Source organism: Aeromonas sp. QDB23, from assembly GCF_027707745.1.
Classification (GTDB): Bacteria; Pseudomonadota; Gammaproteobacteria; order Enterobacterales; family Aeromonadaceae; genus Aeromonas; species Aeromonas allosaccharophila.
Window position 1 is genome coordinate 59,653 of the sequence record NZ_JAPCJA010000011.1, and the last position, 12,210, is coordinate 71,862.

Sequence of the window (12,210 nt, forward strand, 5' to 3'; positions counted from 1 at the left end):
AGAAAATTACACACAAAAAAGATAAAAACGCCAGTTTGCCTATTTTTTACACATTCAAAGGCGAGCATTGAACAAATAACAAGCACAATAAACCAAGACATACAAAATAAGCAGCGTGAAACACCGGCATCAAGATGTTGCAAACCATGTAGCTCCAACGCTCGGTGCAAACGGTGTCACTCTGTCATCTGCCAGCAAAGACTGGCTTAGCCGCGCTATTGCACATAGAATGTGGCCCCTTTTCTTTCTACCATCGGCAAACACCCATGAGCGTTTTCATCTATCTCGTCAAAGGCCGCGAAAAATCCCTGCTGCGCCGTCATCCCTGGATCTTCTCCAAGGGGATTGAGCGGGTTGAAGGCAACCCCGTTGACGGCGACACCGTCGAGATCTATGCCAACGATGGCAAGTGGCTCGCCCGTGGTGCCTGGTCAGGCAGCTCCCAGATCCGTGCGCGGGTCTGGACCTTCGATAAAGAGGAGACCATCGATCTCGACTTCTTTATCCGTCGCCTCAAATATGCCCAGGAGTCCCGTGATCCGCTGATCAAGCGTCAGGGTCTCACCGGCTATCGCCTGTGCGCCGCCGAATCCGACGGCCTGCCGGGTCTGACCATAGACCGTTATGCCGATTTTCTGGTGTGCCAGATCCTCTCTGCCGGTGCCGAGTTCCAGCGCGAGCTGATAACGCAAGCGCTGCGTACCCTCTACCCCGAGTGCAGCATCTATGAGCGCTCTGACGTGGCGGTACGCAAGAAGGAAGGGCTGAAAGAGCGCACCGGCGTCATCTATGGCGAGACCCCGAATGAGCTGGTGGTGATCGAAGAGAACGGCGTGAAGATCCTGGTAGATATTCGCAACGGCCACAAAACCGGCTTCTATCTGGATCAGCGTGACAACCGTCAGGCTGCCGCCAAGTACACCGAAGGCAAGCGGGTGCTCAACTGCTTCAGCTATACAGGTGGTTTTGGCGTCTATGCCCTCAAGGGCGGTGCCAAAGAGTTGGTCAACGTCGATCTCTCCCAGAATGCGCTGGATATCGCTCGCCAGAATGCCGAGCTGAACGGGCTGGATACCAGCAACACCCAGTTTATCCGTCACGATGTGTTCAAGCTGCTGCGTGAATACCGCGAGAAGGGCGAGAAGTTCGACGTCATCGTGCTGGATCCGCCCAAGTTCGCCGAGAGCAAGGCCCAGCTGCTGGGTGCCTGCCGCGGCTACAAGGACATCAACATGCTGGCGTTCCAGCTGTTGGCGCCGGGTGGCGTGCTGCTGACCTACTCCTGCTCCGGCCTGATGGAGCAGAGCCTGTTCCAGAAGATCGTTGCCGATGCGGCGCTCGATGCCGGTCTCGATGCCCAGATCCTGGAGCTGCTCTCCCAGGCTTCCGATCACCCCATCGGTACCGCCTATCCGGAAGGCTTCTACCTCAAGGGTCTGGTAGTGCGCGCCCGCTGATCGGCCGTCATCTTCCCTTGTGATCAATCAGGCCCCTTGCGGGCCTGATTGTTTTGAATCGTATGGTGCCTGAGCCTGACGTTCGCCCAGATGACCACCCTCTCTGCTTTATTCGTGTTCCCTCTCCTCCTCTTTCCCTGCCTGTGCCCCACTTCTGTTTAAATCTATTTGCACAATAACTGCACATTTATGATTTAAATCACACCCGTATGACTCTCTTTCCCGTAGTGTGATCCCGCCTGAGGCAGCCGAGCCAGGGCAGCCGCCCGTCAGGATTGATGGGCGGCATAACAACAAAATCGATGTCAGGCCAAGCTGAACATCACAAGGGATCACCTTATGAATCAATCATTGCCGCTGTTAACGCCGCTGCGGGGCATCGCTGCCCTGATGGTGGTGCTGTTCCATGCCCGATTATTGCTCTTTCCCCAGTGGATGGAGCCGATCGCAAGCCACACCCAACTCATCGAGAACGGCTACCTCTGGGTCGATCTGTTCTTTATTTTGAGTGGTGTTGTGTTGGCCCATGTCTATGGGGAGTCCTTCACCCGCACGCCCCGCACCGTGGGCTATGGCCGCTTTCTCTGGTTGCGGCTGAGCCGTGTCTACCCCCTCTACCTGGTGACCCTGCTATTGCTGGTTGGCTGGGAACTTTACAAGGCGCAGCACGGGGTGGGTTTCTATGCCGGCCCCTTGTTCAAAATGTGGGAGTGGGAAGGGATGCCGCCTTTCGGTTCGCCCTTCACCCCGGCCGAAGCGCTGCCAAGCGCCTTCCTGCTGCTGCAGGTGGTGACCGATCACGGGCTGACCTGGAACTTCGCCGCCTGGTCCCTCAGCGTAGAGTGGATCAGTTACCTGCTATTCCCGTTGCTTATTCCGCTGGCGGTGACTCGCAGTCGCTGGAGCCATTTCGCCCCCCTGCTGGCGCTGACGGTGCTGGCCTTTATCGTGCACAGTCGCGGCACGCTGGATGTCACCAGCGGCGCGCTGGCAGTAGGGCGCGGGGTGAGTGAATTTGTGCTCGGCCTCTGGCTGCTGCCGAGGGTCAAGGCCGCGAAAGGCTTGCCCATGATGAAGCATGATCTGCCGCTGCTGGTCGCCTTTGTGCTGCCCTTCGCACTGATGCAGTTCACCATGACGCCGCAGCTGACCCTGCTGCTGATCGGCTCCTACGTGCTGCTGATCTGGATTTCAGCCGCGCAAGGAGAGCGCCAGAGCCCGCTGCTGCGCCTCTTGGATAACCGCTTCACCAACTGGCTGGGAGATCTCTCCTACTCCATCTACCTGCTGCATGCGCTGGTGCTGCTCACCGGCTGCGAGCTGATCCACTATCTGGCGCCTGGGCTCACCGAGTGGTGGTATGGCCAGACCAACCCGCTGTTGGGGGTAGTGGCCACCTTGCTGATGTTGGCGGTACTGATCGGGCTATCTTCTTTAAGTTACAACCTGCTGGAGCGGCCACTGCAACGGCGTCTGCGCCGTTGGGGCAAGGCACGGCAACCGGCGCTGGAGCAAGCCGGATAAGTTATCCCCCCCTGTCTGGATGAGTTGACGGTTTTATGTCAACTCATCCAGCACCAGTTCATCCAGACTGCTCATCACCCAGGCACTCGGGTGCTGGCTAAATCCAAGCTTGGGGTAGTACGCCACCGCCTGCGGCGCAGCCAGCAGGATCAGCTTGCAGCCCGGCTGCAATTGCAAAAATGTCTCGCGAATAAGTGCTTTGCCAATCCCCTGCCCCTGCACTGACTCGGCCACCGCCAGATCCGAGAGGTAGCAACAAAAATGAAAATCGGTCACCGAACGGGCCACCCCGACCAGGGTTTCGCCCTGCCAAGCGGTGATCAGCAGATTGGCGTTATCCAGCATGCCCTGCAGGGTGGACGGATGATCCAGCGGCCGTCTCGCACCGAGCGAGGTCTGCGCCAACAGCGCCGCAAACTGCGCCGTGGTAATGGGATGGTTAACCAAAAACGTGGTGGTCACAAAGCTCTCCTGTTGTAGATAGGCTGTTACGCACGCTGCTGCGCTCTTTGACGTTCTCTTGGCTGCACCTGTACTGCGATCAATCAGTGCGCGGCGGATCCAGCCCGATGACAGGCAAGTGCGGACAATTCCCTGCTGTTTATGTGAATTCCTGTTCGAACCCCAAGGGGCAGATGTGGCATAATGCTCCGTCCTGTGGCCCTTGGCGGGGCTGCGCTGGCGCACCTGGTCGCCCTCTTGTTCCCCGTCCGGCCTGGCGGTCCTCCATAACTGCCAGTCATCGCTGCCCCTGTTGGCACCGAGGCCACCCATATTTGCGGCTTCTTGTCTTCCTATCTACAAGGCCGCCCATTGACCAAGACGGCTCCACAGAGCCTCTGCATAAGGGGTAAGTATGTCTTCCATTCGTCTGACCCAATACAGCCACGGCGCTGGCTGCGGCTGCAAAATCTCTCCCAAGGTACTCGACACCATCCTCAAGAGCCAGATCCCGGGCTTCAACGACCCGACGCTGGTGGTTGGCAACAGCAGCAAGGATGACGCGGCCGTGGTCGATATCGGCAACGGTCAGGGCATTGTCTCCACCACCGACTTCTTCATGCCCATCGTCGATGACCCCTTCACCTTTGGCCGCATCGCCGCCACCAACGCCATCAGCGATATCTACGCCATGGGCGGCAAGCCTATCGTCGCCATCGCCATCCTCGGCTGGCCCATCAATACCCTGCCTGCCGAAGTGGCTCAGCAGGTGATCGACGGTGGCCGTCAGGTGTGCCATGAAGCAGGTATTTCGCTGGCCGGTGGTCACAGCATCGATGCCCCCGAGCCCATCTTCGGCCTCGCGGTCACCGGTATCGTGCCGCTGGACGCCATCAAGCAGAACGACACCGCCAAGGTGGGTGACACCCTCTATCTGACCAAACCTATCGGTATCGGCATCCTCACCACCGCCCAGAAGAAGAACAAGCTCAAGCCCGAACATGAGCAACTCGCCCCCAACGCCATGTGTACCCTCAACAAGATTGGCCAGCGTTTTGCCGAGCTGCCGGGTGTGCACGCCATGACCGACGTCACCGGCTTTGGTCTCGCCGGTCATCTGCTGGAGATGTGTGAAGGCTCTGGCGTCAGTGCCCGCCTCGACTTCAAGGCGCTGCCGCTACTGGATGAGGTGGATTACTACCTCGCCGAGGGCTGCGTACCGGGCGGCACCCTGCGCAACCACGACTCCTACGGCCACAAGCTGGATGCCATGGACGATCGCACCCGCAACATCATGTGCGATCCGCAAACCAGCGGCGGCCTGCTGGTCGCCGTGGGTAAAGAGAGTGAAGCCGAGCTGCTCGCCATCGCGCGCGAAGCTGGGCTAGAACTCTCGCCCATCGGCCAGATCAAGCCCCTTGAGGGCACCCGCTTTATCGAGATTGTCCAATGAGTGAATTGCCACTGGCCACGGACTACGCCCGGATTTTTTTAGGCGATGTGCCGTTGATTGATGTGCGCGCCCCCATCGAGTTCAAGGAGGGGGCTTTCCCCTGCTCGACCAATCTGCCGCTGATGACAGACGATGAGCGCGCCCAGGTGGGGACCTGCTTCAAGAAGCAGGGTCAGGCCGCCGCCATTGAGCTTGGTCACAAGCTGGTGGGGGGAGCAGTACGCGCCGAGCGCATCGAAGGCTGGCTGGCGCAGTTGCGCCAGCAGCCCGATGCCCTGCTCTACTGCTTTCGCGGCGGCCTGCGCTCGCAAACCGTACAACTGTGGCTCCATGAAGCGGGCGTCACTCGCCCCCGCGTCGCCGGTGGCTACAAGGAGCTGCGTCGCTTTTTGATCGACACCCAGGACAAGGCCTCTGCCGAGTGCCACTGGACGGTGTTGACCGGTATGACCGGCTCCGGCAAGACCCATATGCTGGACCATGTGGTCCAGGCGCTCGATCTGGAAGGACACGCCCATCACCGGGGCTCCTCCTTCGGTCAACTGCCCGGCGGCCAGCCCAGCAACATCAACTTTGAAAACAACATGGCCATCGAGCTGCTCAAGCGCCGTCATCAGGGCGAACACGCCTTTGTAGTGGAAGACGAGAGCAGGCTCATCGGTCGCTGCTGCCTACCGCTCTCCCTCCATGAGGCCATGAGTCAGGCGCCGCTGGTGGTGGTGGATGTGCCACAGTGCGATCGCGCCGAGCAGATCCGTGAAGATTACGTGCACGATCTCTGGCTGCGCTATCAAGCCATGTATGGCCAGGAAGCCGGTTGGCAGCTGTTTGCCGCCTACCTCACCGATGCGTTGGCACGTCTCAAGCGCCGTCTCGGCGATCAGGCCCACCGCGAGCTGGATGCCCTGATGCAGACCGCCCTCGCCGAGCAGGAAAAGAGCGGCGATACCGGGCTGCATCTGGCCTGGATCACCCTGCTGCTAACCCGCTACTACGATCCCATGTATCTCTACCAGCTTGGCAACAAGCAGGAGCGCATCGTGTTCCGCGGCGACAAGCAAGCCTGTCTCGACTACTTCGCCGAGCAGCGCGCCAACGGGCAACAGGGCTGACCCCGTCGCCTTTCCAACAAGAGGACCCCACATGTTGAAATTCGAGGTGATCCCGGTCACCCAGTTCGCCCAGAACTGCTCCCTCATCTGGTGTGACGAGACCCATCAGGCGGCGCTGATCGATCCGGGCGGCGAAGCGGACAAGCTGCTGGCGGCCATCGCCAAGCGCGGCCTGACCCTGACCCACATCCTGCTGACCCACGGTCATCTGGACCATGTGGGTGCCGCGGCAGAACTGCGGGAAAAGACCGGTGTCGCTATTACCGGCCCCCATAAGGAAGACGCCTTCTGGCTCGACATGCTGCCCCAGCAGAGCCAGATGTTCGGCTTCGCCCATACCCCCGCCTTCACGCCGGATCGCTGGCTTGAACAGGGCGACAAGGTGCAGCTTGGCCAGTGCGAGCTGGAGGTCTACTTCTGCCCCGGCCACACCCCGGGCCATATCGTGCTGCTCTCCCAGGCCGAAAAACTTGCCTGGGTCGGTGACGTGCTGTTTGCCGGCAGCATCGGCCGCACCGACTTCCCCCGTGGCGATCACGGGACGCTGATCAAGTCGATCACCGAAACCCTGCTGCCACTCGGTGACGAGATCGTCTTTATCCCGGGCCACGGCCCCAGCTCCACCTTCGGCCGCGAGAAGGTGAGCAATCCCTACCTGACCCAGCCTATCTGGTGATCAAAAAAGGCAGCGGTGTTAGCCGCTGCCTTTTCTCTCTTCTCTCTTTTGTATTCTCAATTCCGGGCCAACCACGCACCCCCTGCGTTCCCCAATTCGGCATGCCCGCTGTTACCTTTCGCCCAATAAAAATCCCCACCCTGGGGTGAGGATTGATTTATAGGTGCAACACTCTGGTGGCTTATTGTGCCAGCAGGTGACCGACCAGCTCATGACGCCACCCTTGCAGCAGCATCGGCTTGTCGCTGCGGGCCCGCTCTTCGTCGTTCATCCGCCAGCTCCAGGTGAAGTACTGGTGAATGATCTTCTTGCTGGCGATCAGCTCGGGCGGAATGTTGCTGGCCTTGGCCTTTTCTTCCACCATGGCCTTGATGCGCTTGAGCTCGGCCTTGTACTGGGGGAAATCCACCAGCCGGCGAATGGGCTCGGGCCAGCTGTCAGGATCGCTCTGCTGCGCCTTGGCGACGATATCGAGCATCCGCTTGCCGTGGATCTTGATCTCGATAGGCGAGAGGCCCAGCTCGTTGAGATCCCGCATGGAGGTCGGACGACGCTCAGCCACCTTGAACAGGTGCAGCTCCTTGACCACGAAGTTGAGGGCCAGATCGCGGCGTACCGCCTCTTGTTGGCGCCAGGCGGCCAGCTCGCGCAGGATGGCAAGCTCGCGGCGCCCCAGTTGCCAGGCGTTGACGATCTCGAGGTAAGCCTGACGGGGATCGCTACCCTGGGTCTTGCGGGCTGAGTGGTTCTGGCACTCCTGCTCGAACCAGGCAAACTTGCCGCTTTCCCGCAGTTTGGCCATCACTTTCTCGTAGAGCGGCATCAGGTAGAACACATCCGCCGCAGCGTATTCGAGCTGGCGGGAGGTCAAGGGACGGGCCAACCAGTCGGTGCGCGCCTGATCTTTTTCCAGCTCGACCCCGAGAAATTCGTTCACCAGCGCACCAAAGCCGACCGAGACGCCGTAGCCGAGGAATGCGGTGGCCAACTGGGTGTCGTGCATCTGGTTGGGCAGGTGGCCTGCCTGATGCTGGATAAGCTCCAGATCTTCGCCAGAGGCGTGCAGGATGGCGATCTGCCCTGCCCTGCCCAGTCGCTGCCAGAGGGTGGAGAGATCCAGCGTCAGCGGATCCAGCAGCGCCAGATGCTCGCCATCATAGATCTGGAACAGGCCAAGCTGGGGATAGTAGGTACGGGTGCGAACGAATTCAGTATCGATAGCCAAGGGAACATCGGCCAGAGAAGCGAGATAGTGCTCAAAGTCGGCTTGCTGAGTGATAAGTTGATAGTGCATCTGTGCCTGCGCGGTTGATCAGGGCCAAAAAGAAAAAACCGTGGGATGACCCACGGTTTTGCATAACGACGGTGCGGGTTTGCAGAGGGTTCTGCAGCCGCAGTCCGGTTATTGCTTGGCAATCTCCTCGTCGCGCAGTACGCGGCGCAGGATCTTGCCCACATTGGTCTTGGGAAGTTCGTCGCGAAATTCTACCAGTTTCGGCACCTTATAGGCAGTTAGATGTTTGCGGCAGTGGGCAATAATCTCGTCCTCCTGCAATTTTGCATCTTTCTTGACCACAAAGATCTTCACCAACTCGCCGGAGACCTTGTGCGGTACGCCGACGGCGGCCACTTCCAGCACTTTCGGGTGCAGCGCAACGACATCTTCGATCTCGTTCGGATAGACGTTGAAACCGGAGACCAGGATCATGTCCTTCTTGCGGTCAACGATCTTGAAGAAGCCCTGCTCGTCGCACACGGCGATATCACCGGTACAGAGCCAGCCATCCTGCATTACTTCGGCGGTCGCCTCGGGGCGCTGCCAGTAGCCCACCATCACCTGCGGGCCGCGCACCTGCATCTCGCCTGGGGTGCCGAGGGCGTGAACCACCTGGCCGTTGTCATCCACCAGACGGATCTCGGTGGAGCAGACCGGCAGACCGATGGAGCCGTTGTAGTCGGTCAGATCGTAGGGGCAGACACTCACCAGTGGCGAACACTCGGTCAGGCCATAGCCTTCCAGCAACGGGGTATCGGTCAGTGTCTTCCACTTCTCCGCAACCGCGCGCTGCACCGCCATGCCGCCGCCGATGGTCAGCTTGAGCTTGTCAAAGGCGATCCCCTGAAACTCTTCGTTGTTGACCAGCGCATTGAACAGGGTGTTGACCCCGGTAATGCAGGTGAAGGGGTACTTCTTGATCTCTTTGACAAAGCCCGGGATATCGCGCGGGTTGCTGATCAGCAGGTTGTAACCGCCGATGCGCATAAAGAGCAGGCAGTTCACGGTCAGGGCAAATACGTGATAGAGGGGCAATGCGGTGACCACGAACTCCTTGCCACGCTCCAGCATGGGGCCGTAGACGCCGAGGCACTGCTCGACGTTGGCAATCATGTTGCGATGGGTCAGCATGGCCCCTTTGGAAAGGCCGGTGGTGCCACCGGTGTACTGCAGGAAGGCGAGATCGTCGTTGGTGATCTCGGGCTTGATGTACTGCAGGAAACGTCCCTTGGAGAGGGCCTGACGCATGGTAGTGGCGTCGGGCAGATTATATTTCGGCACCAGCTTCTTGACATACTTGACCACGAAGTTGACCAGAGTGCCCTTGGCCAGACCCAGGTTGTCCCCCATCCGGGTCAGGATAACGTGCTTGATCGGGGTGTCGTAGACCACTTTTTCCAGGGTATGGGCGAAGTTGGAGACGATAACAATGGCCTTGGCACCGGAGTCTTTGAGCTGATGCTCCAGCTCGCGCGGGGTATAGAGCGGGTTGACGTTGACCACTATCATGCCGGCGCGCAGGATGCCGAACACGGCGATGGGGTATTGCAGCAGGTTCGGCATCATTACCGCGACCCGATCACCCTTCTCCAGCTTCAGCTCGTTTTGCAAGTAGGCAGCAAAGGCGCGGGACTGCTCTTCCAGGCGGCGATAGGTGATGGTCTGTCCCATGTTGACGAAGGCGGGCTGGTCGGCAAACTGGGTCACCGAGGATTCGAACATCTCAACCAGGGAGCCGTACTGGTCTGGATTGATCTCGGCGGGAACCCCTTCCGGATAACGCTTCAGCCAGACTTTTTCCACGAACTTCTCCTGCATAACTAACACCTGTGCGCTCACTGTGTTGCCTCCGTCCCTGTTCACATCCATTTTAATCGATCGTTTTAAGCTGATGCTCTAATGCCGCCATATTTACACAGCGCAACATCAATTAACAGCAAATTAACAACAGAAAAATGTGAGGGAGAAAACAAACATGGAATTATTGAAAGCTGGCGATTCTACCGAACTTGACAAAACTTTACGATACAAACGGCCGTATCAACCGAATTTTCCATATGAAAATGGTGGTTTCCACCCAATATGACCCGTTCGATCTGCTGGAAGGCATCCTGACGGGACTGCCATTGGGTTTCCAGCGCAGCAAAGCCTTGCTCCCCCTGAATAAACAGCACCGGACAGCGGATAGCCGCCATCAGGGCCCGGGCTTGCCCTTCGCTCATTCTAAGGGGTGAAAGATCCCGCAAGCGGGGATCGCTGCGCCAGTACCAGCGCCCTGCCCGCTCTTCAAGCTGCCGTTCGCAGATAAGACGCGCTGCCTGCGGCGTGATATCCGCCACTTTGCAACGGGCGACCACCGCTTCATCAATGGAGGCAAAGCCGTTGGTACTGCGTTCCCGGGTGCGACTGCGGTTTAAAATCGCACGTCGCAGCTGGGCGGGCACCTCCTCATCGGGTTGGCTCAGCGGCCCCAGCCCCTCCAGCATGATCAGCCGCTCCACCTGTTCGGGAAACACCCCGGCATAGGCCGAGGCGATCAGCGCCCCGAGGGAGTGACCGAGCAGAGTGAAACGCGACCAGCCGGCCGCCTGTACGATCTGGTAGAGATCGTCGAGCCAGTCAACAAAGACATAAGAGGTGGCTTTGTGATCGGAGTGGCCGTGCCCCGGCAGATCGACACAGATGAGGTGAAAATCCCCCAGATGCGGCGCCAGCGGCAAGAAGCTGGCACTGTTGTCGAGCCAGCCATGCAAGGCGATCAACATGGATTTGCCCTGCTGATCATGCTCAGGGGATTGGTTCTCCAGCAGGGCTACCTGCCGACCATCCGCCAGAGTCAGCAGCCGCTCGTGCATGGTGCTCATCATGGGGTTGATCATGACCAGCCTTAACGACGCAGCGGCCGTCTCGGCCAGAAGGGATCATAGAAGGGGTCATAGAAGTAGGGGTCCATATAGCGCACCTCCACCTCCTTGACTGGCGGCCACAGCTTGCTGCCCGTCACATTGAGCACCGAGAAGCGGTACTTGTGCTCGCCAATCTGGCTATCAACCGGTTGGCCTATGGTGCCGAGCACCGTCAGGCTGCGCCCCTTGGCGTAGAGGGTCGGATCGACAAAGCCCTTCATGATGGCCAGAAAGCGCCCCGGGCTCTGCTCGGTCTGCTCCGGCACGCCGTTGGACTTGAGCGGCAAATAGACCACTTCAATAATGCTCTGATCTGCCTTGTTGTGCACCGCCGAGATAACGCCGCTCCAGCGGGCCGGTTTGCCCTCCATCCCGCCAAGGGCGGGTTGATAGGCCACCAGCTGGTTTTCGGGTTCATAAGCCAGCTCCTTGGGGACCGAGCTGCAGGCCCCGAGTAGCAGGGCCAGCGCCCCGATCACCATTGTGCGTTTCATCATGTCGCTTCTGGACTTACGCATCATGTCACTCTCCTGTTGCCAGCGTGGCCCGTCGGGGCCACCCGCTTGTGTTGCAGCTGATGAGCGGCAAGAGCGACATACCTCTTGCCCTTATTCGCGACCCGGCAGTTTTTTCCAGGTCACCTTGTCACGCAAATAGACCGGTGTCGCCTGCTCCACCGGCACTGCCTCCCCCGCCAGCCAGGCGGTGCGGGCCAGCGGCAACATGTCTTCTGCCGCCGGGAAGCGTACCTGACTCACCGCCAGCTCATCGGCAAGACCACTTAAAATTTCGCCATAGGTTTCAAAACCGGTACCGACGCAGGTCACTCGACCCGCCAGCTTGCCACGGGCGTCAACCAGTGCCGCAGGATCGCTCACCACCTCGTCACCCACCAGCTGCATGCGGCCATCGAGCAGCTCATAGCGGCCGAAATAGACCTCGTTCATCCGCGCATCGATGGCGGTCAGCACCTGCTCGGCGCCATCGAGTCGATAGGCCCCTTGTGCCATGGCAGCCAGGGTCGAGATGCCGATCAGCGGCACACCCGCACCAAATGCCAGACCTTGCGCAACGCCAATGCCGATCCGCACGCCAGTAAAGGAACCCGGGCCACGGCCAAACGCGATGGCGTCGAGGTCACTCAAACTTATCCCGGCATCGTCTAACACAGCCTGAACCATGGGCAGGATTTTTCGGGTGTGATCCCGTGGCGCCTCCTCCCAGCGGGAGAACAGCTTGTCACCCACCAGCAAGGCGGCGGAGCAGGCTTCGGTGGCGGTATCTACGGCCAGGATCTTCAACTCGTTCATGCTTTCCAATCTCTATAAAATCAGTCAATTACATAACCGGCAAGCGAGAGATGCT

At 59.4% G+C, this 12,210-nt stretch carries 11 protein-coding genes; 5 read left to right on the forward strand and 6 right to left on the reverse strand.

The annotated features are described in order from the left end of the window. Positions 1–266 precede the first annotated feature (266 nt). On the forward strand, positions 267–1,457 hold the full coding sequence (locus PG888_RS07335) for a class I SAM-dependent methyltransferase (protein ID WP_182939667.1): 1,191 nt from the start codon (positions 267–269) through the stop codon (positions 1,455–1,457). A 339-nt stretch (positions 1,458–1,796) separates the two neighbouring features. Continuing rightward, the gene (locus tag PG888_RS07340) at positions 1,797–2,981 is read left to right on the forward strand and encodes an acyltransferase family protein (protein ID WP_182939666.1); all 1,185 of its coding nucleotides are present in this window, start codon (positions 1,797–1,799) and stop codon (positions 2,979–2,981) included. A 33-nt stretch (positions 2,982–3,014) separates the two neighbouring features. On the opposite strand, the gene PG888_RS07345 is transcribed toward PG888_RS07340, so the two are convergent. Beyond that, positions 3,015–3,443 (reverse strand): GNAT family N-acetyltransferase, encoded by a 429-nt coding sequence (locus tag PG888_RS07345; protein ID WP_075113462.1) that lies wholly within the window; start codon positions 3,441–3,443, stop codon positions 3,015–3,017. A 394-nt stretch (positions 3,444–3,837) separates the two neighbouring features. Between PG888_RS07345 and selD the strand changes: the two genes are divergently transcribed. The 3 genes from selD to PG888_RS07360 are packed head-to-tail and all read left to right on the forward strand — an operon-like array spanning position 3,838 to position 6,663. Further along, positions 3,838–4,875 (forward strand): selenide, water dikinase SelD, encoded by a 1,038-nt coding sequence (selD, locus tag PG888_RS07350; protein WP_182939665.1) that lies wholly within the window; start codon positions 3,838–3,840, stop codon positions 4,873–4,875. Next, complete coding sequence (gene mnmH / locus PG888_RS07355) at positions 4,872–5,987, forward strand: tRNA 2-selenouridine(34) synthase MnmH (RefSeq protein ID WP_182939664.1); 1,116 nt, start codon at positions 4,872–4,874, stop codon at positions 5,985–5,987. The genes selD and mnmH overlap by 4 nt, the downstream gene beginning before the upstream one ends. A gap of 31 nt (positions 5,988–6,018) precedes the next feature. Then, complete coding sequence (locus PG888_RS07360; RefSeq protein ID WP_111806974.1) at positions 6,019–6,663, forward strand: MBL fold metallo-hydrolase; 645 nt, start codon at positions 6,019–6,021, stop codon at positions 6,661–6,663. A gap of 181 nt (positions 6,664–6,844) precedes the next feature. Here the strand turns inward: PG888_RS07360 and rnd are convergent, their stop codons facing one another. From rnd to tsaB, 5 genes are all read right to left on the reverse strand, one after another. Next, a complete protein-coding gene (rnd, locus tag PG888_RS07365) occupies positions 6,845–7,957 on the reverse strand; it encodes a ribonuclease D (protein WP_182939663.1) in 1,113 nt (370 codons plus the stop codon). 108 nt (positions 7,958–8,065) lie between these two features. Further along, positions 8,066–9,742 (reverse strand): long-chain-fatty-acid--CoA ligase FadD, encoded by a 1,677-nt coding sequence (gene fadD / locus PG888_RS07370; protein WP_139709491.1) that lies wholly within the window; start codon positions 9,740–9,742, stop codon positions 8,066–8,068. A 197-nt stretch (positions 9,743–9,939) separates the two neighbouring features. Next, positions 9,940–10,806 (reverse strand): alpha/beta fold hydrolase, encoded by an 867-nt coding sequence (locus tag PG888_RS07375; protein WP_182939743.1) that lies wholly within the window; start codon positions 10,804–10,806, stop codon positions 9,940–9,942. A gap of 20 nt (positions 10,807–10,826) precedes the next feature. Further along, a complete protein-coding gene (locus tag PG888_RS07380; protein ID WP_182939662.1) occupies positions 10,827–11,342 on the reverse strand; it encodes a Slp family lipoprotein in 516 nt (171 codons plus the stop codon). A gap of 111 nt (positions 11,343–11,453) precedes the next feature. Beyond that, positions 11,454–12,155 carry a tRNA (adenosine(37)-N6)-threonylcarbamoyltransferase complex dimerization subunit type 1 TsaB gene (tsaB, locus tag PG888_RS07385; RefSeq protein ID WP_075113350.1) on the reverse strand — a complete coding sequence of 234 codons (702 nt, stop codon included), beginning with the start codon at positions 12,153–12,155 and terminating at the stop codon, positions 11,454–11,456. Positions 12,156–12,210: the final 55 nt, after the last annotated feature.

Bases quoted from the DNA above. Each gene is read 5' to 3' on its own strand.
- selD (WP_182939665.1), top strand. From the start codon at position 3,838: ATGTCTTCCATTCGTCTGACCCAATACAGCCACGGCGCTGGCTGCGGC.
- PG888_RS07340 (WP_182939666.1), top strand. From the start codon at position 1,797: ATGAATCAATCATTGCCGCTGTTAACGCCGCTGCGGGGCATCGCTGCC.
- PG888_RS07380 (WP_182939662.1), bottom strand. From the start codon at position 11,342: ATGATGAAACGCACAATGGTGATCGGGGCGCTGGCCCTGCTACTCGGG.
- rnd (WP_182939663.1), bottom strand. From the start codon at position 7,957: ATGCACTATCAACTTATCACTCAGCAAGCCGACTTTGAGCACTATCTC.
- PG888_RS07335 (WP_182939667.1), top strand. From the start codon at position 267: ATGAGCGTTTTCATCTATCTCGTCAAAGGCCGCGAAAAATCCCTGCTG.
- mnmH (WP_182939664.1), top strand. From the start codon at position 4,872: ATGAGTGAATTGCCACTGGCCACGGACTACGCCCGGATTTTTTTAGGC.
- PG888_RS07360 (WP_111806974.1), top strand. From the start codon at position 6,019: ATGTTGAAATTCGAGGTGATCCCGGTCACCCAGTTCGCCCAGAACTGC.
- tsaB (WP_075113350.1), bottom strand. From the start codon at position 12,155: ATGAACGAGTTGAAGATCCTGGCCGTAGATACCGCCACCGAAGCCTGC.
- PG888_RS07375 (WP_182939743.1), bottom strand. From the start codon at position 10,806: ATGATGAGCACCATGCACGAGCGGCTGCTGACTCTGGCGGATGGTCGG.